Origin of the sequence: Pseudomonas sp. W2Oct36, assembly GCF_041060465.1 — a bacterium.
GTDB classification, from domain to species: Bacteria; Pseudomonadota; Gammaproteobacteria; order Pseudomonadales; family Pseudomonadaceae; genus Aquipseudomonas; species Aquipseudomonas graminis_B.
On sequence record NZ_JAUERW010000002.1, the window covers coordinates 337,039 to 361,969 of the forward strand.

Genomic DNA, 24,931 nt, shown 5'->3' on the forward strand with positions numbered 1-24,931 from the left:
TTTTGTCATCCATTCAGATACCTTCTCCTATGTCAGACTTTGCGGATACCGATTACACCCAGCGCTTCATCTTTGACGAGAGCGACGTGCGCGGCGAGCTCGTGGCCCTTGAGCGCAGCTACGCCGAGGTCCTTGCCAAGCACCCGTATCCCGAGCCAGTGGCTCAGTTGCTCGGCGAAATGCTCGCCGCCGCCGCGCTGCTGGTGGGCACCCTGAAGTTCGACGGCCTGCTGGTTCTGCAGGCGCGGTCCCTTGGACCGGTGTCGTTGCTGATGGTCGAGTGCTCCAGCGAGCGTGAACTGCGCGGGATTGCGCGTTACGACGAGGCCTTGGTCAAGCCGGACGCCACGCTGCTCGACCTGATGCCCGATGGCGACCTGACCATGACCATCGACCCGCGTCAGGGCAAACGCTATCAGGGCATCGTGGGCCTGGACGGCGTCGACCTGTCGGCCTGCCTGTCCGAATACTTTGTGATGTCGGAGCAATTGCCGACGCGTTTCTGGATCAAGGCCGACGGCAAACGCGCACGTGGGCTGCTGCTGCAACAACTGCCGGCTGAGAAGCTGAAAGATCAGGATGAGCGTGAAGCCAGCTGGCAGCATGTCAATGTGCTGGTTGACACCCTGACCGCCGAAGAACTGCTCAGCCTGACCAACGAAACCGTGTTGAAACGCCTGTTCCACGAAGACGTCGTGCGGATGTTCGACGTCCAGCCACTGGTGTTCCGTTGCAGCTGCTCGCGCGAACGTTCTGGCAATGCGTTGGTCAGTCTTGGTCTGGAAGATGCACAGCAGTTGGTGATCGAGCATCACGGTGCGGTGGAGATCGACTGTCAGTTCTGCAATCAGCGCTATCTGTTCGATGCAACGGATGTAGCGCAGCTGTTTGCAGGGGGCGGGGTAGATACCCCTTCCGATACCCGCCATTAATGTAGTGCGGGTCCTGCGCTGAAAGCTTTCCGCCCGGCCCGCTTGACTCTTCTTCATGTAGTTCTGACAGGAGGGCCCTACCTTTTTTGGGCTTTTCTGGCATAATCCGGCCACTTTTTAGCTGTAGTAGTGTTGGTTTTTCTACTACAAAACGTTTGGAGCACTCGGCCATCGAGCCGACGGGGAATCTCATGACGCAAGCCAATAACGCCGTTCACACCGATCTCAGTGTCGACGATCTGGTTAAAGAAGCCCTCAAACGCGAAGAAGGCGTGCTGTCCGATACTGGCGCACTCGTCGTGGAAACAGGCCACCGCACAGGCCGCTCGCCTGTCGACCGCTTCATCGTAGACGAACCCTCCACCCAGGCTGCGATCGCCTGGGGGCCGATCAACCGCAAGTTCCCGGCCGACAAGTTCGATGCCCTGTGGGCGCGTGTCGAGGCGTTCAACAACGCTCAGGAACACTTCGTTTCCCACGTGCACGTAGGCGCCGCCGAAGATCACTACCTTGCGGTCAAGATGACCACGCAGACTGCCTGGCAGAACCTGTTCGGTCGCTGCCTGTTCATCAATCCGGCCCAGTACAACCCGGCCGGCCGTGAAGAATGGCAAGTGCTCAACGTGGCTAACTTCGAGTGCGTGCCTGAGCGTGATGGCACCAACTCCGACGGTTGCGTCATCATTAACTTCGCCCAGAAGAAGGTCCTCATTGCCGGTATGCGTTACGCCGGTGAAATGAAGAAAGCCATGTTCTCGGTGCAGAACTTCCTGCTGCCGGCTTCCGACGTGCTGCCAATGCACTGCGCGGCCAACATTGGTGAAGACGGCGACGTGACGCTGTTCTTCGGTCTGTCCGGCACCGGTAAAACCACGCTGTCCGCCGACGAGACCCGTTACCTGATCGGTGACGACGAACACGGCTGGGGCGAAGGCGTTGTCTTCAACATCGAAGGCGGTTGCTATGCCAAGTGCATCGACCTCTCCGAGAAGAACGAGCCGGTTATCTGGAAGGCCATCAAGCACGGCGCCGTGCTGGAAAACGTGGTGCTGGACGCAGCCGGTCATGCCGACTACGCCGACGGCAGCCTGACTCAGAACAGCCGCGCCGCTTACCCGCTCGAGCACGTTGAAAAGCGTTCCGAGAAGAACCTGGGCGGCGAGCCAAACGCTGTGATCTTCCTGACCTGCGACCTGACGGGCGTGCTGCCACCGGTGTCGATCCTCAGCGAAGAACAAGCGGCCTACCACTTCCTGTCGGGTTACACCGCACTGGTCGGTTCCACTGAAATGGGGTCGGGCGCCGGCATCAAGTCGACGTTCTCTACCTGCTTCGGCGCACCGTTCTTCCCGCGTCCGGCGGGCGAATACGCAGAGCTGCTGATCAAGCGCATCCGCGGTTTCGGCTCCAAGGTCTACCTGGTCAACACCGGCTGGACCGGCGGCGGCTACGGTGTTGGCAAACGCTTCAACATTCCGACCACCCGTGGCGTCATCGCGGCCATTCAGAGCGGCGCGTTGATCGGTGCAGAAACCGAGCACCTCGACACCGTCAACCTGGACGTCCCGACCTCCGTGCCAGGCGTCGAAACCGGACTGCTCAACCCGCGCAACACCTGGGCTGACAAAGCGGCGTACGACGAAGCCGCCAAAGCACTGGCCGGCCTGTTCATCGAGAACTTCAAGAAGTTCGAAGTGAGCGACGCGATCAAGGCAGCGGGCCCGAAGCTGTAAGATCGGTACCTGCTAAAAAGAAACCGCCCTTCGGGGCGGTTTTTTTACACCTGCGCGCTAGCTAGCCGCCAGTCTTCGTCGTCACCGGAAAGTCCTGGGTGATGTCGAAGCTGCCCTTCGCCACAACGCTCTTCGCATTACACAGCTTGGCATCGAACCCCGGGTGGCGTTCGCCGTGCTCGGCCGCGTACGCAGCGGCTTCCCGAGTACATTCGTCGGTGGGCTGTTCAGGGGAAAGCGCCGCGTTGAACTGGAACGTGCCGATCAACCGATAGCGGTCGAGCAGTTTGTTGGGGGAGGTGAGTTTCTCGATTTTGCTGAAGACGAGCTGGACGTTGCTGTTGCCCCCACCCTTGTCCGTGTCGAAATACTGATAGTACGAACCGGTGTCGTAGGACGCGCTGTTTTCATCGTGGGCCACTTCGACGCGGCCACCCTGAAACATGATCGCTTTCTTCTCTTGATCAGGGTTGTCGAAAGAGAACCCGAGGATAGGGCCGATGCTCACCTCATTGCGGTCGCCTTCGGCTTCCTGATCCGCGCTGAGTGTCAGCCAGTTGGAGCCGGGCAGTTTGCCGGGCAGGAAGCCAACGGCTACTTGATCGCCTTTTGCCTCGTAGTGCAGGTTGAGCGCGCCACTGACGTCGACAATCATGCTCTTCTGAAGGGTCGACGCACTTGCGGTCGCCGTCCCGGCTGTCTTGGCTTCATCGCCGCAGCCCGAAAGAAGAGCGGCGGTGACTGCGAGTAACAGCGGTAGCAGGCGTGTATGGGTTCGCGGGGCTGCTTGAGGCATGTTGTTCCGTCCGTAATCGCTGCGGTTGTCTCTGACTCTAGCCTCCTATGACCGCAGAATGCGCCGGCGGGTCAATGAGGCGATGACAAAAAACGGAACGAAGAAACCGCCCTCAGTGGGGGCGGTTTCTTGGGGAATTCTTTTTCGCCAGCGCAGCGCTCAGCCAGGAGGGCGTTGGCGTTGATCCGTGCAGTCAGAAACCTGAACGGCGGGACGCGTTATGGCTGTGGATCGAACCTCAAGAGATATCTTTGTACGCGCTGGCTCCTTTCGCGAGGTTCGCCGCCAGTCCTTCCGCAGGTTTAAACGGCGTTCCCGCTACCATGCTGAAACCGGTTCCCTTGTCGGCATAACTGACATACCGCTCTGTTTTGTGGTCTTCAACCAAAACAGTGTATGAGTGGCTTCGCATCTTGATGAACTTGGCTTCATGCATAACGATACTTTGGTGCAGTTTGCCAATGTCGATGGCCGACAAGTTGAGTTTTCTTTGTAACTTCGTTCCCCATCGGGTCAGACACACTTCGGCGTAATGCCGCACCAACTTACCAGGCTCTGTCAGGTCACCTGGCCCACTCGCTCCCGAGAGCGACGCGTTACCCACCAGCGTCGCGTGACGTCCGGCCATGGGATAGATGCTGACTTTGGTCTTGGGAGCTGTTTTAGGAATGATGCAGGAAAATCCTTTAGAGCGTTCGTCGCGGGCGTAGAACGCCACATATTCTTTGACGTTGCTGCCGAGAGAAACTTTTTCAAGCTGATAATTAAAGGGGCCGGGCACCGGGTCCACCGCAAATATGTTGACCGGTATATGACGCGTGGCCGGATTAGCCAGCAGCGCATTGGCGAGCATGTGACAACTGACGCCGCCACGACTCCAGCCCACCAGATTGATTTGCTTTGGGATCAAGCCGCCTTTTCTCAGGTTCTTGATCAGCTGTTGCTGGAGTTCCTGCGGGCTGATGCGATTGCCGTAGTCGTACTGCCGCCAGAACCACGAGCCGTGCGCCTGGGCGTCGGGAATAGGCACATCGGCTCGCTTGAGGCGCTGGTAATCGGCTTCCGACAGCTTGGTTCTTTGCCAGTCGAATTTGCCCTGAATGATGTTGACGGCATGCTGCACATTCTCGTGCCAGCCTTTGCCGAAAGCGGGGCCAGTCCACCCGAATGCTTTGGGTTCGGTGAACAGCTCATCGGCCTGCATATTGCCGCTACCCGGCCCGTCAATGACGATCCACTCGGCGAACTCGTGACCGTCGATGTTATTGGCCAGCGTCGCGACCAGCTCACCGTTCCAGTAGTTCTTGTGCAGATGGTCGTATTTAGTCGAGCCCGTGCCGCAAAAGAAAATTGTAAAAGTTGTCATGTTTATAACCTCGTTGTTGGATAGGAATCACGAGGTTAGAAGACTGATTGTGGACGCGTCCGCTGTTGTTGTTACTTCATGTTCAGTGGAGCGCTAATGACTATCTGGTGACGTAAATTGTTTTTCCATCACGCTGAATAATCCCGGGCCGCTGTGCAGTACTGCTCTTGCGCCAGTTTGTTCTTGTCGCTCTTATCTTTGGCGACGCGTTTGCTCCAGTCGCTGCACATGTCTTTGAAGTAGGGTACGGCGGCGCGACGGCATTCACGGTGTTCGACACTGTCGGCCAGGAAGTTCATGCAGACACTGCTGGTTTCAATATGGTTGTTGGAAATGCGATAGCGGGCTTCATAGCGATTTCGCCCGTCTATTTCACGGATGAACACACCTGCTACTTCATAGCGCCGCGCGGGCTCGGTTTTGGGTTTGGCGGCGGCGGCCTTGTAGGTCGCCATGTAACGATCTGAAACCATGCCTTGGGGTCGAGTGGCTTGGGAGTCGTTGGCCTGAGCTTCACCGAAGCGGCAATTGATGACATCCCGGTCGATCACGTTGCCGTCTTTCAGGCAGGCGTCGAGCGGCCGCGCCGTGGCGGGTTGGGAGACTTCAACTTTGGGGGCGATATAAACCACTTGTTCGACGTTGCGCACCTGAGCGACGGGCTCTGGGTCAGTCTCACTGACCACCTCTGCGATGGGCGGCGCAGGAATGACCGTTGCTGCAGGCTTGGGCGTGCGAAACATTTGCGTGATCAGAAAGATAATCGCGATCAGCAGCGCGAGGCAGATCAGAACGCTACTCAGCGGCCAGTTGCCGTTGCCGGATGCGGCAGCTCGCCGGGCAGGATGCGAGCCGAGCACAACGTCGAATTGGCCGGGGGCCAGCCGTTGCATGGTAAGCCCGTCATCCTCGGGCTGTGGCGTGGATTGCATTGCCTCTCCTTGGCGAATCGTGTGTTGTCGACCGGTTTGCAGTCAATCGGGGTGGCTGACGTACAGCGCTTGAATACGCGTCGCGCGAGATTAATCCTCGGCATGACGTTTTGCCAGCATGGCGCGCGGTATTTGTCCGCGCTGTATCCTGTCCGATATTTCTGTAATGGTTTAGGTGTATTGCGCCCGGACCCACCGCGCTATGGTTCACGCCCTTGCGACGGTCAAAGGAGTGGCAGCACATGCATCAAACCCTTGAGCAGGTTTTCGGTTATCGGCAGTTTCGCGCCGGACAAGAGGCCGCCATCAGTGCCGTGTTGGCAGGGCGCTCCGCCGCAGCGATCTTTCCCACGGGGTCCGGTAAATCCCTCTGCTACCAGCTGCCGGCATTGCTGCTGCCGCATCTGACGCTGGTGGTATCACCGCTGTTGGCGCTGATTCAGGACCAACTGGCTTTCCTTCAGCGACACGGCATTGCGGCGGCGAGCATCGACTCCGCGCAAAGTCGTGATGACGTCGCCGACGTCATGGCCAGGGCGCGCTCCGGCGAGTTGAAAATCCTGATGATCTCCGTCGAGCGCCTGAAGAACGAGCGCTTCCGGCATTTCATCACTCAGGTGCCGATTTCGCTGCTTGTAGTGGACGAGGCCCACTGCATTTCCGAGTGGGGCCACAACTTCCGGCCTGATTATCTGAAGCTCCCTGACTACCAGCGCGAGTTCAATATCCCCCAGGCGCTGCTCCTGACAGCGACAGCGACGCCCCAAGTCATCAGTGACATGCAGAGCAAGTTCGGCATCGCCCTGGACGATGTGGTGACAACGGGTTTCTACCGGCCCAACCTCACGCTGCGGGTCGAGCCGGTTGCAGGCCGGGACAAGCGCCGGCGTCTGGTGGAGTGGCTTGGCGAACGGGCCGGTCAGCCGAGCATTGTCTACGTTACGCTGCAGAAGACCGCCGAGTTCGTGGCGGCTCACCTGTCGCAGAACGGCATCCCGGCGTACGCCTACCATGCCGGTCTGCCCCACGATAAGCGCGAGTCGATCCAGCGGCAGTTCATGGACGGGCGTCTGAACTGCATCGTCGCCACCATCGCTTTCGGGATGGGCATCGACAAGAGTGACATCCGCAACGTCGTGCATTTCGATTTGCCCAAATCCATCGAGAACTACAGCCAGGAGATCGGTCGTGCGGGCCGGGACGGGGCGACGTCGGAGTGTCTGGTGCTGGCCAATCGCGACAGCCTGAACGTGCTGGAGAACTTCGTGTACGGCGACACACCGGAGCAGGAAGGCATCCGGCTGGTGCTGGAAGATCTGCAGGGCGCGCGTAACGACAGTCAGTGGGAGTTTCTGCTGGCGCCCTTGTCGGACCTCAGCAATATCCGTCAACTGCCGCTCAAAACGCTGTTGGTGCAACTGGAGCTGCGCGGGATCATTGCGCCGCGTTATTCGTACTTCGCGGAATACCGCTTCAAATACCTGATTGAACCGCAGGTGCTGGTGCAGCGCTTTCAAGGCGAACGACGCGAATTCGTGCAGGCGCTGACCGAGACGTCAAGCCGGGCGCGGACGTGGGCAACCGTCAACTTCGACGCCATGTACCAGCAGTATCAGGCCGAGCGCGGGCGCGTGGTAACGGCGCTGGATTTCTTTCAGGAGAAGGGCTGGATCGAACTCGAAAGCAAGCAGATGACCGAGGTCTTCAGCCTGATCGCCGCCGACTTCGACGCCCAGGCCCTGAGCGAAGAGTTGCATGACTACTTCGTCCACCACGAAAAAACCGAGGTCGCGCGCATCCACGCCATGCTCGAGCTGTTTGCCAGCCAGCAGTGCCTCAGTCATCGTCTGGCTCAATACTTTGGCGACGACCGTGCGCCCGCGCATTGCGGCCACTGCTCGGTGTGTGAGGGGCATGTGGCGGTGCTCCCCGAGCCGCCAGCCTTGACGCCGTTGAGCGAGCAGGACTTCGCGGAGCTATGCAGCGAGTTCGTCGGCAAGCACCTCGAGGCCCGAGGGCATGAGCCGGGCGCGGAGTGCCTGACGCGGTTTCTGTGCGGGATCAGCGTGCCGATGTTTACCCGGCTCAAGGCCCGGAACATCGGCGGTTTCGCGGCGCTGGAGGCTTACCCGTATGCGGACGTGCGGGAATGGATTCAGCGCCAGATTCAATAGCGGTCACGGATTTCATCAACCAGGAAGCACAGCAGACAAACCGGAGGGAACCCCATGAACGACACCCCGCAGCGCGCCGACTATCGCCACTTCCAGCCAATCGTGACGCGTTGGCACGACAACGATGTGTACGGCCACATCAACAACGTCACGTACTACAGCTTCTTTGACAGCGCGGTGAATACCTACCTGATCGAACAGGGCGGACTGGATATCCATGACGGTGAAGCAGTGGGATTTGTGGTGAGTTCGTCGTGCGATTACTTTGCGTCGATTGCCTATCCGGAGCCGATCGAGGTCGGGCTACGGGTTGGCAAGCTGGGCAACAGCTCGGTGCAATATGAGCTGGCGGTGTTCAAGGCGGGGGAAGACGAGGCGCGGGCGGCAGGACGCTTCGTGCATGTATTCGTGGATCGGGCATCCAATCAGCCGGTGCCGATCCCTGCGGCGTTGCGGCAGGCGCTTGAGCGTTTGGTGGTCTGAAAGTGATACCGGCCGCTTTATGGGCGGCCGGTATTCATCGGGTCAGGTGCGCGAGTCGGGCTCGACGGCATCAGTCACGATGGTGTTTGCGATGACCATGCGCGTGACCGCGACCGTGTTTGTAGTCGCGGCGATCGCCACGGTAACCACGGCCTCGGTCGTCGTCACGGCGGCTTTCGTCGCCCATGTAGTTGCCGAGTGCGCCGCCCGCGCCGCCGCCTGCTGCTGCGCCAATCAGACTGCCGGTGCTGCCACCGACGCTGCGACCGACTACGTTGCCGCCAGCAGCACCCAGGCCGCCGCCGATGGCGGCTTCGGTACGGTTCCGGCGGTTTGCGCCCACTGCGCCACCAGCCGCGCCGCCAAGGCCGGCTCCGATTGCCGAACCTGTGCTGCCGCCGACCTGTTGGCCAACGACGGAGCCGAGTACCCCACCCAATGCGCCGCCCACGCCGGCCGTCACGTTATCGCCTGCTGAGGCAAAACCGCTGACCAGTGAGAACGATAACAACAGAATCGAGGAATACTTCATGTATTGATGCTCATAGGGATGACGCCGCGATCCTGCGATCATGAAGAAAATGTCACAATCTAAATCCGACGAATAACACGACCTGTATACAAAACGCTAACTTATTGTTTTGGCTTGGGAACCGAAGTCGTATTGGTGAGTCATACGCTACTTGATAAAGGCCCGAATCTCGCGATTCGGGCCTTTTTTGCTCGCCCGCGCATTCCGTTATTTTCCGTAAAGACTGCAAATTTGCCCGCGGGAACAGCGAGGCATCGGTAAAGGCGCTGAAGCTTTTAGAGATCTCAGCTTGCCGGTCTCAGCGAACTGAGACGGCGGTACATTATTGGACAACAATCATGGCCCCCAATGGCGTCCCCCACCCGCGCGCGTCGACGATATCCTGGAAGTGATTCATCCTCAGGCATTTGACGACGGACCCCGAATAATTAGGGGCGGCCCAAAACTCAAATACATTGCTGGGCCAGTTGGTCCCGTACATAGTGAGAATACTCTGGGCCTGGTCTGGATTGATCAACAAACCATTCCAGCCTCCCGCGGCGCCAGTCATCTGGCCCCAACCGGCCGAATTCATTTTTATTGAAAGCTCCCTTGCGCCGGTGACCGTAACCGAAAACTGGCCTGTTTGGTTAGATGCGTCTTGAACTGTAATTAACGCTGTTCCATTCCGCCTAGCGGTTATCCTGCCGTTATTGTCTATTCGCACGGAGTTGGTATTACTGCTGGTGTACGAGTAGGGAGGAACGCCTCCCGCAGCTACGCGTGTTTCTGAAGTCCCGGATGGCCAGTTAACAAGATTGACGTCATAGCCGTTTAGCCAGTAGAAGAGGCCGGTCAGGGTGACGGGGTTTGGATTGACGATAAGTTCAGGCGGCAGGGCTTCGACCCGGACTTTCCAGGAGTTCGACACAGTTGAGCCATCCAAAGAAGCTGCCTCAAATGTGTGCTCGCCCACGGCGAGATTAGGGATCGTCAGATGCCGTTGCCCTCGGCGTCAACGACTACGCTGTCCAGAGGTTTCCCATTGTCATTGATAGTTAAGACCGTTGGTGCCGTTGACCTGGCTGCACTGCTGTTATTCATGAGACCTCTCCCTGGCTTAATGAGCGAGCGTTCCAACCTGACCCAAGCTTAGCCGCGGTGGGACTTCCGTCAATGAACTCTCGATGGGTCGAGCATGTCGGTTTGAGTTATTGCTGGTAGCTGAAGCATAAGAAAAACAAAGAGTTGCGCTCTCATATCGCGAATGGTTCAGTGCGTTATGAAGAATTATTATTAGTTGCGCCAGGGAGTTGTGTTCATGAAAAGTCTGCCGGCTAGCAATCAAGTAGAGCGGTGTCTATAACACCGCTCTACAAGGCCTGCATTAAGCAGAGTCGCAATAAAGACCCTCTAGCTCAAGAACCTGACATTTGGCTCAATATCAAATAATCCGCGCTGTCTCCGTATGCCGTTCCAGCTTGATCGCCACGAACTTGGACGTCGGCGTGCTGCTGCCGTCGCCCACGCTTTCCAGCGGTACCAGCGGGTTCACTTCCGGGTAATACGCTGCAGCCTGGCCGGCCGGAATGTCGAACGGCAGCAGTGTGAAGCCCTTCACGCGACGTTCGATGGCATCGCCCCAGATCGACACGATGTCGACTTTCTGACCGGGTACGAAGCCCAGACGAATGATGTCGGCCTCGTTCACGAACATCACGTCACGCTGACCTTTCACGCCGCGGTAACGGTCGTCCAGGCCATAGATGGTGGTGTTGTACTGATCGTGAGAACGCATCGATTGCATGATCAGGTCCGGCACGATGCCTGTCCCGCGAATGCTTTCATGCACCAGGTCGCTCGGCAATACGTTCGCCTTGAAGTTGGCCCGCGCACTCGGCGTGTTCCAGCGACGGGAGCCTGCGGCGTTGCCCAGGTAGAAGCCGCCCGGGTTTTTGATCTTCTCGTTGAAGTTCTGGAATGACGGAATGGTGTCGGCGATCAGGTCGCGAATGCGGCTGTAGTCCGCCACCAGCCACAGCCAGTCCACCGGCTGCTTGCCCAGTGTTGCGTTGGCAATGCCCGCCAGGATCGCAGGCTCGGAACGCATCTGCGGCGACAGCGGCTTCAGCTGACCGTTGGACGCGTGGACCATGCTGAACGAATCTTCAACCGTTACCGCTTGCGGGCCTTCGGCCTGGATGTCGATGTCGGTACGGCCGAAGCACGGCAGAATCAGCGCTTCCTTGCCGTGGGCCAGGTGGCTGCGGTTGAGCTTGGTGCTGATCTGCACGGTCAGGTCGCAGTTGCTCAGGGCTTCGAAAGTGCGCGGGCTGTCCGGGGTGGCTTGAGCGAAGTTGCCGCCCAGACCGATAAAGACTTTCGCGCGGCCTTCGAGCATCGCGTGAATCGCTTCGACGACGTTATGGCCGTTTTCACGCGGCACCTTGAACTGGAAACGTTTCTCCAGCGCATCAAGGAAAAATGCCGGCGGACGTTCGTTGATGCCCATCGTGCGGTCGCCCTGCACGTTACTGTGACCGCGCACCGGGCACAGGCCTGCGCCTGGCCGACCGATGTTGCCGCGCAGCAGCATCAGGTTGGAGACTTCCTGAATGGTCGGCACCGAATGGCGATGCTGAGTGATGCCCATCGCCCAGCACATGATCACGTTCTTGCCTTTGGCGTACATCCGCGCGGCGAGTTCGATGTCGGTCAATGGCAGACCCGATTGCTCGACGATGAATTCCCACGAGGTGTCGTCAATGGCAGCGAGGTATTCCAGCACGCCATTGGTATGTTCGTTGAGGAAGGTGTGATCGAACACCGATGGCTCGTCGTTCGCCTGGGCTTCGCGTTCCCATTGCAGCAGGAACTTGGCCATGCCGCGCAGCAGGGCCATGTCGCCGCCCAGTGCCGGACGGAAATACGCCGTGTTGGTCGGCTCGGAGCCGTTGCTGAGCATTTCCAGCGGGTGCTGAGGGTGCTGGAAACGTTCCAGGCCGCGCTCTTTCAGCGGGTTGACGCACACCACTTGCGCGCCGCGTTTGACCGCTTCACGCAGCGGTTCCAGCATGCGCGGGTGGTTGGTGCCCGGGTTCTGACCGAGGACGAAAATCGCGTCCGCGTGCTCGAAGTCATCAAACGTTACGGTGCCTTTGCCGACGCCCACGCTTTGCGACAAAGCAACGCCGCTCGCTTCATGGCACATGTTCGAGCAGTCGGGGAAGTTGTTGGTGCCGAAGGCACGCACGAACAGCTGATACAGATACGCCGCTTCGTTGCTGGCACGGCCCGAGGTGTAGAACTCGGCCATGTTCGGGTTCGGCAGATTGTTCAGGTGCTTGGCAATCAGCGCAAAGGCGTCGTCCCAGGCAATCGGCTTGTAGCGATCGGTCTGGGCGTCGTAGACCATTGGCTCGGTCAGACGGCCCTGATATTCCAGCCAGTAATCACTTTGCTCAAGCAGCGAGCTGACGCTGTAGCGGGCGAAGAAGGACGCATCGACGCGGCGCTTGGTTGCTTCCCAGTTCACTGCCTTGGCGCCGTTCTCGCAGAACTTGACCATGCCGCTTTCCGGCGAATCACCCCACGCGCAACCCGGGCAGTCGAAGCCGCCGTTCTGGTTGGTCTTGAGCATCGTGCGGATGTTCTTCAGGGCGTTGTCGCTGGTCAGCCAGAAGTGGGCGACGCTGATCAATGCGCCCCATCCGCCGGCCGGGCCTTTGTAGGGCTTGTAGCGGGGGGTCGATACCTTGTCGGCTTCTTTATGCATGCTCACGCTTGATTCTCCAACGCAGGACTGTAAACCCGCGGCGCACTGTGTTTAGGCAGATGAATGAGGTTGAGGTTGTGGCGTCGGGCCCATTGCAGCGCCAGGCCGGTGGGCGATGACAGGCTGACGAGGGTCTGAATGCCGGCACGTAATACTTTTTGAATGAGCTCCAGACTGCAGCGGCTCGTGACAATGGCCAGACCGCCCGTGGTCGGGATGTCCTGACGAATCAGCGCGCCGATCAGCTTGTCCAGAGCGTTATGTCGGCCGATGTCTTCACGACCTAAAAGAATTTCGCCTCGAGCGTCCATAAACATCGCCGCATGGACCGCGCCGCAGTGTTCGCCCAACGGCTGAAATTGGCCCATACGCTCGCGCAGACCTTTCAGCCATTCGGCGGGGGGAAGGGGCGCGCCGGGCAGCACGTTGAGCTCGGGCAATGCCTGCTCGACGGCTTCGACGCCACAGAGGCCGCAACCGCTTGTGCCGGCCAGTTGCCGACGCTGGGTCTTGAGGTTCCAGAAGGCGCGGCTGGCGATTTCGACTTCTGCGGTCTGCGCAGAGCCGCAGCCACCGAGCTTGATGTCGTAGATCTCATCCGGTGATTCGATGAGGCCGCTGCCGACGCTGAAGCCGACGATGAAATCTTCCAGGTCAGTGGGCGTGACCAGCATGACCGCCTGGCTGATGCCGTTATAGGCAATCGCCAACGCGACTTCCTCGGCAAGCACATTGGGCTCGCTGACATCGTGTTCGAGGTTCGTATAGCTGTAGGACTGGCTTGCGGCGGGCGCGGGCAATTGTTGTGCGGGCGCCGTGATATCCATGTGCTTGGCGTGCATCGGGGGTGACCGGCAGATTGATTAGGCTTAAGCCTAGGCCTCCGGTCGGATTACGTCTAATCGCTAGTACTGATGCACCGATAGATGATGTCGATCAAGACGCCTCCATCATCGTGTGGTAAAGCGCCAGGCAGGCTTCAGCGAGTGCCGACCGCGGTGCCGAGCGGCGCATGATCAAGCCGAGCCGCGCCAGGGTTTGTGCCTCTTCAATCGGCTGCAGCCGAAGGTGCTCGGTCAGTGATTCAAGGCCGCCGTCCAGCGGCATGATCGCGCAGCAGAACCCGCCATGCACCGCTTGCAGCAGCTGATGGACCGCATCGGTCTGGATGATCGGCTGCGGATGAAGGCCGCGACTGTGAAAGTTGTGATCAATGGATTGCCGAAAATGCATGCCACTGGTGAGCAGCCCCAGGGGCAGTTCGGTCAGGCTTTCCCAGCTCGATGTCGCTTCGGCAAAACTGAAATAACGCTGGTCGTACATCACCCCCATGCGGGTTTCGGCCAGTTCCAATGAGTCGAAGCGCTCGGAGTCGAGTCGGTCGAGGTACGAAACCCCGAGGTCCAGGCGGTTGCTGGCGAGTTGATCGAGGATCTGCTCGGAGCTCAGCGATGAAAGCTCAAAGCGCATGCTCGGGTGCAGAGAATGCAGACGTTGCAGCAAGGGCAATGGATCGAAATTCGACAGCGGCACCACGCCCAGCCGTAATGTGCCGACCAGATTCCCGCGACAGGCGGCCGCTTCAGCCTGCAAACCGTCGTAGGCCGCCAGCACCGTGCGCGCCCATGCCAGGACGCGTTCGCCCGGGGCGGTGAATCCTTCGAAACGTTGGCCACGATTGACCAGCGGCAGGTCAAGCTCTTCTTCGAGGCTGCGCAGACGCATCGACAGTGTCGGTTGCGTGATATGGCAACGCGCAGCCGCTTGCCCGAAGTGACGGGTTTCGTCGAGGGCGATCAGAAATTTCAGCTGTTTAATGTCCATCTTCATTCCTTGAGGCACAGGCTGGCCCGGCGAAGTCTATCGCGACCGAACGTCCAATGGCTTGAAACCTTGAGACCCGGCCACGGGTCGGAGGTTTGTCGGGCAATGTCAGCGGAACAGATGTTGCGCGGGAAACCACAACGACACTACGACGTCACCAAGGAGAAACCCATGAGTCTGTTCAGTTTTGTGAAGGAAGCCGGTGAGAAGCTTATCGACCTGCTCACCCCAGGAAACGCCAACGCCAGCGAAGAGCTGAAAAAGCACATCGAGTCTGTCGGGCTGGGCAATCCCAACGTTCATGCGACGGTCGACGGCGACAAGATCACCTTGACGGGCGAAGTCGCCAGTCAGGAAGAGAAAGAGAAGATCGTGCTGGCTGCCGGTAACATCGCCGGTGTTGGCAGTGTTGATGATCAACTGACCATCGCGGCTGGGGCGCCTGCCGTGGTTGCTGCGACGTTGGTCACTGTGCAGAAGGGCGATACCCTCAGCGCCATCTCGTTGCGCGTGTATGGCGATGCCAACAAGTATCAGAAGATCTTCGACGCCAACAAGCCGATGCTGAAGGACGTAAACAAGATCTACCCAGGTCAGTCTCTGCGTATTCCTGAGTAACGCGGCGGTCTTACTGACCGTACGCCGACTCTTGCAGGAGCGCCCTTACCGGCGACATTCGGACATCCCGACCCATGTTTGGGTGGGGTGTGCGAGTTAAGCGGGCAAGCGTGCTCCTGATTCGTTTTGCGCTTATAACCCCTTCATCAACGCCCGATAATCCTCAACGGCTTCGAATTCTTCGGTGTCTTTGGGTCCTTTGCGGCTGTCCGGTTCGCGCACGGCCAGCAAGTGGCCGATACCGTATCGCCCAGCGCTGCGCAAGATCGGCAAGGTGTCGTCGATGAACAGGCTGCGCGCCGGGTCAAACTTGATGTCGTCCTGCAGCGCATCCCAGAACTGCGGGTGTTCCTTGGGATAGCCATAGTCGTGGGAGCTGATTAAACGTTCGAAGTAGGGCGCCAGTTCCAGTCTTTCCATCTTCAGCGACAGCGAGTCACGGTGAGCGTTGGTAATCATGATCACCCGTTTGCCGGCCTGCTTGATGGCGGCCAGAAACGTCTCGGCATCGGGGCGCAAGGCGATGAGGTGGGCGATCTCGACTTTCAGGTCTTTCACCGGCAGGTTCAGCTCCGAACTCCAGAAGTCGGTGCAGTACCAGTTGAGGGTGCCGGCGTTTTTTTCGAAGAGCGGCATCAGCTCCAGCTGCGCCATTGCCACGCTGACCCCGTGCACCTCGGCGTAGCGCCTGGGCAGATGCTCCAGCCAGAAGTGATTGTCGAAATGCAGGTCGAGCAGGGTGCCGTCCATATCCAGCAGAACGGTGTCGATATCGCGCCAGGGCAAAGAAGGCATGCAGGTCTCTCGGCGTTGGAGGGGTCGCGTGGGTTTGCGGCGAAGACATCCGCAAAAGCCACGGTATAGTAACCCGACTACGCCAAGGAGCTCGTCATGCAGCAGAAACCTACCGTCCTCTCTCGCGAAATCGTCGCGAGCAGCCGCCTGTTCCGCGTTGAAGAAGTGCAGCTGCGCTTTTCCAACGGCGTCGAGCGCACCTACGAGCGGCTGGTTGGCAGCGGCAGTGGCTACGGCGCGGTGATGATCGTGGCCATGCTCGATGCCGATCACGCCGTGCTGATCGAGGAATACTGCGGCGGCACTGACCAGTACGAGCTGTCGCTGCCCAAGGGCTTGATCGAGCCGGGCGAGGACGTGCTGGCCGCCGCCAATCGCGAGCTCAAGGAAGAAGCCGGTTATGGCGCGCGGACCTTGGTGCACCTGACCGAACTGTCGCTTTCGCCGGGCTACATGAGCCAGAAAATTCAGGTCGTGCTGGCCACTGATTTGTATGAAGAAACGCTGCCCGGCGACGAGCCTGAGCCGATGCGTGTGGACAAGGTCAATCTGCGCGAGCTTTCCGCTCTGGTTCAGAACCCGCAGTTCACTGAGGGGCGCGCGCTGGCTGCGTTGTACCTTGCCCGCGACCTGCTGGCCGAGCGTGGGGATTTCCTGCCATGAACCCGACATTTTCCCAATTGCCACACCCGCTGCTTGCCCCCGTGATCGAGCTTTGCCGCCAGGCAGGGGAAGTCATTCTGCCGTTCTGGCGCTCCGGCGTGGAGGTCGCCGTCAAATCGGACGACTCGCCGGTAACGGCTGCTGATCTGGCCGCCCATGAGCTGTTGGTGGCGGGGCTCAAGGCGCTGGATCCGAGCATTCCTATTCTGTCCGAAGAGGACGCGAATATTCCGTTGAGCGAGCGCAGTCAGTGGCAGCGCTGGTGGCTGGTGGACCCGCTGGATGGCACCAAGGAATTCATTGCCGGCAGTGAAGAGTTCACCGTCAACGTGGCGCTGATCGAGAGCGGTCGCGTGGTGTTTGGCGTGGTGTCGATGCCGACCAACAACCGCTGCTATTTCGGTGGCGCCGGGCTGGGCGCGTGGCGCAGTGACGATTCGCAGCACCTGGCGCCCATCAGCGTGCGCAATGAGCCGGGCGCGGGGGAAGCGTTCACCGTGGTCGCCAGCCGGCGTCACTCAAGCCTCGAGCAACAGAAGTTGCTGGCCGGTTTGTCGGAAGTGGTGGGTGAATTGGAGCTGGCCAATATCGGCAGCTCGCTGAAGTTTTGCCTGTTGGCCGAAGGGGCTGCCGATTGCTACCCGCGTCTGGCGCCCACCTCTCAGTGGGACACGGCTGCGGCCCAAGGTGTCGTGGAAGGCGCGGGCGGCGTGGTATTGAACCTGGACGGCACGACGTTCGAATATCCAGCGCGGGAGACGCTGCTGAATTCGTACTTCCTGGCGCTACCGGGGGAAGCCACGTGGCGCGACGCGTTGCTGGCGCTGGCGCTGACCTGAAGCTTTCGGTTCCCTCGTAGGAGCGTGGCTTGTCCCGCGATCGGCGACGCAGTCGTCGCAGATGCAGCGCTGGGTTTTCCAGAGCGAATTGCACCGATCGGATTTGCGACCGCTTCGCGATCGATCGCGGGACAAGCCACGCTCCTACAGGTGGAAGGATGTGTTCAGCGATGCAGCACGAACTGCCCGACGAATTCTACTGCCGTTTCTTCTGAATCTTCCGCCACGATCCGGGTGTGCAGCGCCAGTCGTGCGCGGCCGCGGCGTTGGTAGAGCTTCAGAAATTTCTCCCAGCTCGCTTCATCCGTTCCGTCGCAAATGGCGACGCCATCGCGGGTGACCGGCAGGGGATAACTGATCTGGCCGTCCTGGATCACGATGTGCCCGTCGTCGATCCCGGCTTCTTTGAGCCGCAAATACAACCAGCCCCATCCTGCCAGCACCGCGCCGCAATACAGGCTGCCGCCGAACAAGGTGTTCTTGTGATTGACGTTGGGCGCCAACGGCAGGTGTAGACGAAGTTGGTGCTCTCGCCAGCCCAGCACCTTGATGCCCATCTCCCGGGTGAGGGGGATGTCCCGGTGCAGCACCGCTTCCAGGTCTTCAGCAGACGAGCAACCCCGATCAGTCATTGTCGTCGGACCCCGCGCCGTTGAAGGTCAGTCCGTGCTTGCGCAGTTTGTCGTGCAGGGTTTTGCGTGGCAGGCCCAACGCTTCGGCGAGGCTACGGACCGAGGTGTGCGGGCGGGTCAATTCGGCGGCGATCAATGCTCGCTCGAACGCCTCGACCTGCTCGCTCAGCCCGCCATTGGACGCCACCAGATCTGGCTGCGCCTCGCCTTCCAGTTCCAGCTCAAGGCCCAAGGCGAAACGCTCGGCGGCGTTCTGCAGTTCACGCACGTTGCCCGGCCAGGTGTGACGCAGCAGCAGCGCACGATGCCCAGGCTGCAGTTCATGGCGTGGCAGGCCGTGGCGCAAACTGGCGGTGTCGGCGAAATGCTGGAACAGCACCAGTGCATCTTCGCCACGCTCGCGCAGCGGCGGAATGCGCAATGGGGCAACGTTGAGGCGGTAATACAAGTCGGGCCGGAAACGCCCTTGATCCGCGGCCTGGCGCAGGTCTTCCTTGGTCGCTGCGATCACCCGGATGTCCAACGGGATCTGCTGATTCCCGCCCAGGCGCTCGACCACGCGCTCTTGCAGCAAGCGCAGCAGCTTGACCTGAACGTCCATGCTCATGCTTTCGATTTCATCCAGAAACAGCGTGCCGCCGTTGGCGAATTCGAACTTGCCGATGCGCCGCTTTTGCGCGCCGGTAAAAGCCCCCGACTCGTGGCCGAACAGCTCGCTTTCCACCACCGACTCGGCCAGCGCCCCTGCGTTGATCGCCACGAACGGACCGTTTCTGCGATTGGACAAATCGTGAAGGGCGCGGGCGACCACTTCTTTGCCGGCACCGGTTTCACCGAGAATCAACACGTCGGCCTTGGTCGCGGCCAGCGCACCGATCTGATCGCGCAGGCGCTGAATGGGGGCAGACAACCCCACCAGTCGCGTGCTCAGTTGCTGACGATCGCTGAGCTCAAGGCGCAGGCTGCGGTTGTCCAGCACCAGCCGGCGCAGCGCAAGAGCCCGCCGCACGCTGTCGAGCAGTGCGTCGCTGGCGAAGGGTTTTTCCAGAAAATCGTAAGCACCCGCGCGCATGGCCTGCACTGCCAGCGGTACGTCGCCGTGGCCGGTGATCAGTAGCACCGGCAGCTCAGGATCCTGGGCGTGCAGCTGGTGGAGCAGTTCGAGGCCGTCAATCCCCGGCATGCGAATGTCGCTGACGATGACGCCCGGCCAGTCGCGCTCGATGCGCGCTTGCAGCCCTTTGGCGTCGCTCAGCGGCAGGATTTTCAGTCCGGCGAGGTCCAGCGTCTGGCTCAGCGCCTGGCGCAGGTGCGGGTCGTCGTCGATCAGCACCACCTGAATGCGGCTGTCGATGGCGTCGGTGCTCATGCAGATAAGTCCTCAGACGGTTGAAGGTTGACGCCCGAGGCGCCGGTGCGCATTCGCAACGTCAGCAGCGCGCCGCCTTCCGGGTGATTGGCGAACAGCAGCTCGCCACCCAAGGCGCGCATCAGCGTATCGCAGATCGCCAGGCCCAGGCCGAGTCCCTGTGTGCGTGTCTTGGTGGTGAAGAACGGCTCGCGGGCGTGCTCCAGTGCTTCTTGTGAAAAGCCCGGGCCGTTGTCACGAATGAACAGATTGACACCCTCGGCGTTGTACTCGGCGCTGATCCACAATTTGCGCGGCGGGCCTTTCTCGGTCAGTGCGTCCAGCGCGTTCGCCAGCAGATTGCCCAGCACCTGACGCAGGCGCGTCTCGCCGGCCTGCACCCACAAGGTGGCGGCGGGCAGGTCACGAATCAGTTCCACTTCCATCGCTCGCCGTCGCTTGGCAAGCAGGGCCAGTGCATCGTCCAGCGCCGGTTGCAACGCCACGCTTTCGGGCGCATGCCGATCGCGCCTTGCGAAGGCACGCAGGTGCGCAATGATCGAGGCCATACGACCGGTGAGTTCGCTGATCAGCTTGAGGTTGCCGCGGGCGTCCTCTGTGCGCTGATGGTCGAGCAGCACTTCGGCGTTTTCGGCGTAACTGCGAATCGCGGCCAGTGGCTGATTGAGTTCATGGCTGATGCTCGCCGACATCGTGCCCAGCGCCGACAGCTTGCCGGCCTGAACCAGTTCGTCCTGGGCGCGAAACAGTTCTTGCTGCGCCTGCTCGCGTTCGAGCACTTCCTGGCGCAGTCGCTGGTTGACGCCTTCCAGGTCACAGGTCCGCTCGGCGACTCGCACTTCCAGTTCACGGCGCGCCTTGGCCTCGAAGTTGATGCGATCCAGATAATGCCTGCGCCTCTGCATCATTAGCCCCAGCAGCAACATCAAGACCAGCAACGCCGCGCCGCCAATCGCCACGACGGTTCGAACAGGCCTCGACAGGAGCACCTTGGGCGCGAGGATGTTAACGCTCCAGCCGGTTTCGTCGATCTGCTGGGTTTGCGTCAGCCAGCCGTTTTCATCCAGCTGCAGCGGGCGCGGATCGCGGGTCGGGTAGGGCTGAATGGCGACGATGGCCTGCTTTTCTTCCTCGCTGAGCGGGCGTGTGGCGCGGAAACGCCAGTTGGGGTTGGAGGTGAGGATCACCACGCCGTTGTGGTCGGTGACGAGCAACTGCTCTGGCGTCTTGCCCCACAACGTTTCAGTGAGGTCCAGATCAACCTTGACCACCAGCACGCCAATCACGGTATCGCCGTCGCGCACGGCGGCGGCGAAGAAGTAGCCGCGTTTGGCCGACGTCGTGCCCAAACCGAAAAAGCGGCCGAGGTTGCCGGCCATGGCGTTGCTGAAATACGGGCGGAAGGCGAAATTGCGGCCGACGAAGCTGTCGCGTTTGTCCCAGTTCGACGCAGCGAGGGTCTCGCCATTGGGCGCCATCAGGTAGATCACCTCGGCGCCGGTCTGGCTGGCGGTGTTCATCAGCAGCAGGTTCGCTTGGGTCTGGGCCTGTTTGTCCTGCGGGTTCGCCAGCATGGCTCGCAGCCCGGGCAGGTCGCCGAGAATCTGCGGCAGCACTTCGTAGCGGTGCAACGTGCCCAGCAGGTTGGCAACGTACAGGTCGAGGGTCTGGCGATTCTGGCTCAGCAGCTCATTGCGGTAATAGTGTTCGGCCAGGCGTTCGAGCGGCCACAACAGCGGGGCAAGGATCAGCGCCAGCAGGGCAAGGCTGCGCCAGCGAGGACGGCGGGGAAGGGCGTTAGTGCTGATCATGGAATCGCCGGTGGGTGCGTTGCGATGCAGGGCGGTTGCGGATGAATCAGTATTCCGCAGCCGCTCAACATCGAGTCGGCCCATTATGCCTACCGCTGCTGCGCTAAGCACTCCAGCAACGCATCGTGCCAGTCGGGCTGGCTGACACCCCACTCGCGCTGCAACAGGCTGCAATCCAGGCGTGAATTGAGCGGACGTGCGGCCGGCGTCGGGTACGCGCTGGAAGCAATCGGCTCAAGTACTGCGCAGGGTTTGCCGCTGTTGATCAATTGCTGACCGATCGCTTCAGCGAACCCGAACCAAGACGTCTCGCCGCTGGTGGTCAGGTGATAAACACCCCAGGCGCCCGGCGCCCCATCACGCCAGCGTTCAATCAGCGCGCCGGTGCTGGCGGCGATGGTGCCGGCCCAGGTGGGTGCGCCGATCTGGTCGGCAACAATCGACAGCGTCTCGCGCTCTTGCAGCAAGCGCTGCATGGTCAGCAGAAAATTGCGCCCGGTCAGGGAGTAAACCCAGCTGGTGCGCAAAATCAGGTGCTGGCCGCCCGCTGCGGCGATGGCCCGCTCGCCCGCCAGCTTGCTGCTGCCGTAGACGCCCAGCGGGTTAGGCGCGTCCGATTCAACCCACGCGCCGGCCTTGCTGCCGTCGAACACGTAATCGGTGGAATAGTGAACCAGCGGAATGCCCAGCGCGGCGGCTTCTTCAGCAAACACACCGGGAGACGTCGCGTTAATGGCGAAGGCCAGGTCCGGCTCGCTTTCGGCCTGATCCACCGCCGTGTGTGCGGCAGCGTTGATGATCAGGTCAGGCTTGATGTCGCGAACCACCGGGCGGATGGATTCCGGCTGACTCAAATCCAGCTGATCGCGACCCAGCACGATCAGCTCGCCCATGTTCTGCAGGCGTTGCTGCAGCGCCTGGGACACCTGGCCCTGTTGCCCGCTGATCAGAATCCGCAGCGGCCCGCTCACGGAAACAGGTCCGCGTCTTTCAAGAGCTTGCCGACCTGATCCTTGGCCGACAGTTGAGGCGCTTCGCTCAAGCCCCAGTCGATGCCCAGCTCGGGATCGTCCCAGCGAATGCAGCGCTCGGCCGACGGCGTGTAGTAGTCGGTGGTCTTGTAGAGGAACTCGGCATAGTCGCTCAACACCACGAAGCCGTGGGCGAAACCCTTGGGAATCCACAGCTGACGAGCGTTCTCGGCAGACAGCTCCAGACCGAACCACTGGCCGAACTGCGGCGAGCTGCGACGGATGTCGACGGCGATGTCCAGCACGCGGCCAGTGGTCACGCGCACCAGTTTGCCCTGCGGGTTTTCGATCTGGTAATGCAGCCCGCGCAGGACGCCTTTTTGCGAGCGCGAGTGATTGTCCTGCACGAACTGATCGGCGACGCCGGTGGCCTCGGCGAAGGCCCGGGCGTTGAAACTTTCGTAGAAGAAGCCACGCTCATCGCCGAACACTTTGGGTTCGATGATGAGGACTTCAGGCAACTTGCTGGCAACCACTTTCACTGACTTTCCCCTGCGATCTTGAACAGGTACTGACCGTAGCCGGTCTTGCCGAAATAGTCAGCCCTGTTCAACAGGTGAGCGCGGTCAATCCAGCCGTTCTGGAAAGCGATTTCTTCCAGGCACGCGACTTTTAGGCCCTGACGATGCTCGATGGTTTGCACGTACTGCGACGCGTCCAGCAGGCTGTCATGGGTACCCGTGTCGAGCCAGGCGAAGCCGCGGCCAAAGCGCTCGACGCGCAGGTCGCCGCGCTTGAGGTAGGCGTTGTTGACGTCGGTGATCTCCAGCTCGCCGCGCGGGGACGGCTTGACGTCCTTGGCGATCTGAATGACTTCGTTGTCGTAGAAGTACAAGCCCGTCACGGCGTAGCTCGATTTAGGCGCCTTGGGCTTCTCTTCGATGGACAGCGCGTGGCCGTGCTCATCGAAATCGATCACGCCGAAACGCTCCGGATCCTTGACCCAGTAGCCAAACACGGTCGCGCCAGCGGTGTTGTCCGCCGCACGCTTGAGCTGCTCGCTGAAGTGCTGACCGTGGAAGATGTTGTCGCCCAGAATCAGGCACACCGAGTCATCGCCGATGAACTCTTCGCCAATCAGGAATGCCTGCGCGAGGCCGTCCGGCTTGGGCTGCTCCTCGTAATGAAAGCGCACGCCGAACTGACTGCCGTCACCCAGCAGCGCCTTGTATTGCGGCAGGTCCAGCGGCGTCGAGATGACCAGTATGTCTTTGATCCCGGCCAGCATCAGCACCGAGATCGGGTAATAGATCATCGGCTTGTCGTAGATCGGCAACAGCTGTTTGGAGACCCCGAGGGTGATCGGGTGCAGGCGCGTGCCAGAGCCGCCGGCCAGAACAATTCCTTTAGTCATGCAATCAGTTCCTTCACGTTGGTGCCCAGGCGTTCGCCCTGATAACTGCCGTCTTGCACGTTGCGGCACCATTCAAGGTTGTCGAGATACCACTGCACGGTTTTGCGCAGGCCGGATTCGAATGTCTCTTCCGGTGTCCAGCCCAGTTCGCGTTCGATTTTGCTGGCGTCGATGGCGTAGCGCATGTCATGGCCGGGGCGGTCGGTCACGTAGGTGATCAGGTCCGCGTAGTTCGCCACGCCTTTGCGCTGTTCCGGCGCCAGCTCTTCGAGCAGCGCGCAGATGCCGCGCACGACGTCGATGTTCTTTTGTTCGTTGTGGCCGCCAATGTTGTAGGTCTCGCCGACCTTGCCCTCGGTTACCACTTTGAGCAGTGCGCGGGCGTGATCTTCGACGAACAGCCAGTCACGCACTTGCAGGCCGTTGCCGTACACCGGCAGCGGCTTCCCGGCCAGGGCGTTGAGAATCACCAGCGGGATGAGCTTCTCGGGGAAATGGAACGGGCCGTAGTTGTTCGAGCAGTTGGTGACAACCACCGGCAGCCCGTAGGTGCGCTGCCAGGCGCGAACCAGATGGTCCGACGCCGCTTTGCTGGCCGAGTACGGCGAGCTTGGCGCGTAGGGCGTGGTTTCGGTGAACAGGTCGTCCACGCCGTGCAGGTCGCCATACACTTCGTCAGTGGAGATGTGGTGAAAGCGGAAGGCGGCGCGCTCGGCGTCGGGCAAAGTCAGCCAATAGCTGCGAGTCGCTTCCAGCAGGCTGTAGGTGCCGACGATGTTGGTCTGAATGAATTCCGACGGTCCGTCAATCGAGCGGTCGACGTGGGATTCAGCCGCCAGGTGCATGATCGCGTCAGGCTTGAAGCGCGCGAGGACTTTACTCACGGCGGCCTGATCAACGATGTCCTGTTGCACGAACTCATACCGAGTGTTCGTGGCGATGCTCTGCAGCGACTCAAGATTGCCGGCGTAGGTCAGCTTGTCGAAATTGAGAACGTCGTGATCGGTGTTGTTGATCAGATGACGGATCAGCGCAGAGCCGATGAAGCCGGCGCCACCGGTAACAAGTATTCGCATGGATAAACCTTCTTCCCTGGAAAAACGTAAGACGATAAAGGCGTAGGACGATGGAGCATAGCTTGTGGGGCCTTGCTGACTGGCGCAAGAAGCAATCCACCGACGAGCGATGATATTAATTGATGGCCCATCGTAATTAGCGCCATTAAACCGCCGCAGGTGTTGCACGAGTTTAACGCTTGGCCTATCTATCGGTCTCTCAAGGCATTTCTTGACT

Annotated in this window: 23 protein-coding genes; 7 read left to right on the forward strand and 16 right to left on the reverse strand. The window is 60.3% G+C overall.

Going from position 1 to position 24,931, the window contains the following annotated elements:
* Positions 1-29: 29 nt before the first annotated feature.
* Together hslO and QWI18_RS04305 are read left to right on the forward strand one after the other, a co-directional pair.
* Positions 30-932, forward strand: coding sequence for an Hsp33 family molecular chaperone HslO (gene hslO / locus QWI18_RS04300; RefSeq protein WP_065987433.1), 903 nt, complete (start codon positions 30-32; stop codon positions 930-932).
* Between the two features lie 191 nt (positions 933-1,123).
* Complete coding sequence (locus QWI18_RS04305; protein ID WP_065987432.1) at positions 1,124-2,665, forward strand: phosphoenolpyruvate carboxykinase; 1,542 nt, start codon at positions 1,124-1,126, stop codon at positions 2,663-2,665.
* A gap of 61 nt (positions 2,666-2,726) precedes the next feature.
* On the opposite strand, the gene QWI18_RS04310 is transcribed toward QWI18_RS04305, so the two are convergent.
* The 3 genes from QWI18_RS04310 to QWI18_RS04320 form a co-directional block, all read right to left on the reverse strand.
* Positions 2,727-3,461 carry a hypothetical protein gene (locus QWI18_RS04310; RefSeq protein ID WP_192130721.1) on the reverse strand — a complete coding sequence of 245 codons (735 nt, stop codon included), beginning with the start codon at positions 3,459-3,461 and terminating at the stop codon, positions 2,727-2,729.
* Positions 3,462-3,699: 238 nt separating this feature from the next.
* Entirely contained in the window at positions 3,700-4,827 is a 1,128-nt protein-coding gene (locus tag QWI18_RS04315; protein WP_192130722.1) for a hypothetical protein, read from the reverse strand.
* A 128-nt stretch (positions 4,828-4,955) separates the two neighbouring features.
* Complete coding sequence (locus QWI18_RS04320) at positions 4,956-5,759, reverse strand: hypothetical protein (RefSeq protein ID WP_296307749.1); 804 nt, start codon at positions 5,757-5,759, stop codon at positions 4,956-4,958.
* A 242-nt stretch (positions 5,760-6,001) separates the two neighbouring features.
* Here QWI18_RS04320 and QWI18_RS04325 point away from each other — a divergent pair, with 242 nt between their 5' ends.
* Both QWI18_RS04325 and QWI18_RS04330 read left to right on the forward strand, forming a co-directional pair.
* Entirely contained in the window at positions 6,002-7,933 is a 1,932-nt protein-coding gene (locus tag QWI18_RS04325; RefSeq protein WP_369318276.1) for an ATP-dependent DNA helicase RecQ, read from the forward strand.
* A 54-nt stretch (positions 7,934-7,987) separates the two neighbouring features.
* Positions 7,988-8,416 carry a thioesterase family protein gene (locus QWI18_RS04330; protein ID WP_065987427.1) on the forward strand — a complete coding sequence of 143 codons (429 nt, stop codon included), beginning with the start codon at positions 7,988-7,990 and terminating at the stop codon, positions 8,414-8,416.
* A gap of 70 nt (positions 8,417-8,486) precedes the next feature.
* Here the strand turns inward: QWI18_RS04330 and QWI18_RS04335 are convergent, their stop codons facing one another.
* From QWI18_RS04335 to QWI18_RS04355, 5 genes are all read right to left on the reverse strand, one after another.
* The gene (locus QWI18_RS04335; protein WP_065987426.1) at positions 8,487-8,948 is read right to left on the reverse strand and encodes a glycine zipper domain-containing protein; all 462 of its coding nucleotides are present in this window, start codon (positions 8,946-8,948) and stop codon (positions 8,487-8,489) included.
* 322 nt (positions 8,949-9,270) lie between these two features.
* The gene (locus QWI18_RS04340) at positions 9,271-9,858 is read right to left on the reverse strand and encodes a hypothetical protein (protein WP_369318277.1); all 588 of its coding nucleotides are present in this window, start codon (positions 9,856-9,858) and stop codon (positions 9,271-9,273) included.
* Between the two features lie 513 nt (positions 9,859-10,371).
* A complete protein-coding gene (locus tag QWI18_RS04345) occupies positions 10,372-12,702 on the reverse strand; it encodes an FdhF/YdeP family oxidoreductase (RefSeq protein WP_369318358.1) in 2,331 nt (776 codons plus the stop codon).
* A gap of 2 nt (positions 12,703-12,704) precedes the next feature.
* Complete coding sequence (gene fdhD / locus QWI18_RS04350; protein WP_065987424.1) at positions 12,705-13,544, reverse strand: formate dehydrogenase accessory sulfurtransferase FdhD; 840 nt, start codon at positions 13,542-13,544, stop codon at positions 12,705-12,707.
* 94 nt (positions 13,545-13,638) lie between these two features.
* The gene (locus tag QWI18_RS04355) at positions 13,639-14,526 is read right to left on the reverse strand and encodes a LysR family transcriptional regulator (protein ID WP_296313504.1); all 888 of its coding nucleotides are present in this window, start codon (positions 14,524-14,526) and stop codon (positions 13,639-13,641) included.
* Positions 14,527-14,697: 171 nt separating this feature from the next.
* Here QWI18_RS04355 and lysM point away from each other — a divergent pair, with 171 nt between their 5' ends.
* Positions 14,698-15,144 (forward strand): peptidoglycan-binding protein LysM, encoded by a 447-nt coding sequence (lysM, locus tag QWI18_RS04360; RefSeq protein WP_192130727.1) that lies wholly within the window; start codon positions 14,698-14,700, stop codon positions 15,142-15,144.
* Between the two features lie 132 nt (positions 15,145-15,276).
* Here the strand turns inward: lysM and yrfG are convergent, their stop codons facing one another.
* Complete coding sequence (yrfG, locus tag QWI18_RS04365; RefSeq protein ID WP_369318278.1) at positions 15,277-15,939, reverse strand: GMP/IMP nucleotidase; 663 nt, start codon at positions 15,937-15,939, stop codon at positions 15,277-15,279.
* Between the two features lie 96 nt (positions 15,940-16,035).
* Here yrfG and nudE point away from each other — a divergent pair, with 96 nt between their 5' ends.
* Together nudE and cysQ are read left to right on the forward strand one after the other, a co-directional pair.
* Positions 16,036-16,602 carry an ADP compounds hydrolase NudE gene (gene nudE, locus QWI18_RS04370; RefSeq protein WP_074889934.1) on the forward strand — a complete coding sequence of 189 codons (567 nt, stop codon included), beginning with the start codon at positions 16,036-16,038 and terminating at the stop codon, positions 16,600-16,602.
* On the forward strand, positions 16,599-17,441 hold the full coding sequence (cysQ, locus tag QWI18_RS04375) for a 3'(2'),5'-bisphosphate nucleotidase CysQ (RefSeq protein ID WP_369318279.1): 843 nt from the start codon (positions 16,599-16,601) through the stop codon (positions 17,439-17,441). The genes nudE and cysQ overlap by 4 nt, the downstream gene beginning before the upstream one ends.
* A gap of 164 nt (positions 17,442-17,605) precedes the next feature.
* Here cysQ and QWI18_RS04380 read toward each other — a convergent pair whose 3' ends face one another.
* The 7 genes from QWI18_RS04380 to rfbB form a co-directional block, all read right to left on the reverse strand.
* On the reverse strand, positions 17,606-18,073 hold the full coding sequence (locus tag QWI18_RS04380) for a YiiD C-terminal domain-containing protein (RefSeq protein ID WP_065987418.1): 468 nt from the start codon (positions 18,071-18,073) through the stop codon (positions 17,606-17,608).
* A complete protein-coding gene (locus QWI18_RS04385) occupies positions 18,066-19,442 on the reverse strand; it encodes a sigma-54 dependent transcriptional regulator (protein ID WP_065987417.1) in 1,377 nt (458 codons plus the stop codon). The genes QWI18_RS04380 and QWI18_RS04385 overlap by 8 nt, the downstream gene beginning before the upstream one ends.
* Complete coding sequence (locus QWI18_RS04390; RefSeq protein ID WP_296308832.1) at positions 19,439-21,253, reverse strand: ATP-binding protein; 1,815 nt, start codon at positions 21,251-21,253, stop codon at positions 19,439-19,441. Before QWI18_RS04390 ends, QWI18_RS04385 begins: the two co-directional genes overlap by 4 nt.
* 89 nt (positions 21,254-21,342) lie before the next feature.
* A complete protein-coding gene (gene rfbD, locus QWI18_RS04395) occupies positions 21,343-22,224 on the reverse strand; it encodes a dTDP-4-dehydrorhamnose reductase (protein WP_369318280.1) in 882 nt (293 codons plus the stop codon).
* The gene (gene rfbC, locus QWI18_RS04400; protein ID WP_192130733.1) at positions 22,221-22,766 is read right to left on the reverse strand and encodes a dTDP-4-dehydrorhamnose 3,5-epimerase; all 546 of its coding nucleotides are present in this window, start codon (positions 22,764-22,766) and stop codon (positions 22,221-22,223) included. Before rfbC ends, rfbD begins: the two co-directional genes overlap by 4 nt.
* Positions 22,763-23,638, reverse strand: coding sequence for a glucose-1-phosphate thymidylyltransferase RfbA (gene rfbA, locus QWI18_RS04405; RefSeq protein ID WP_192130734.1), 876 nt, complete (start codon positions 23,636-23,638; stop codon positions 22,763-22,765). The genes rfbC and rfbA overlap by 4 nt, the downstream gene beginning before the upstream one ends.
* On the reverse strand, positions 23,635-24,714 hold the full coding sequence (gene rfbB, locus QWI18_RS04410) for a dTDP-glucose 4,6-dehydratase (RefSeq protein ID WP_369318281.1): 1,080 nt from the start codon (positions 24,712-24,714) through the stop codon (positions 23,635-23,637). Before rfbB ends, rfbA begins: the two co-directional genes overlap by 4 nt.
* Positions 24,715-24,931 lie beyond the last annotated feature (217 nt).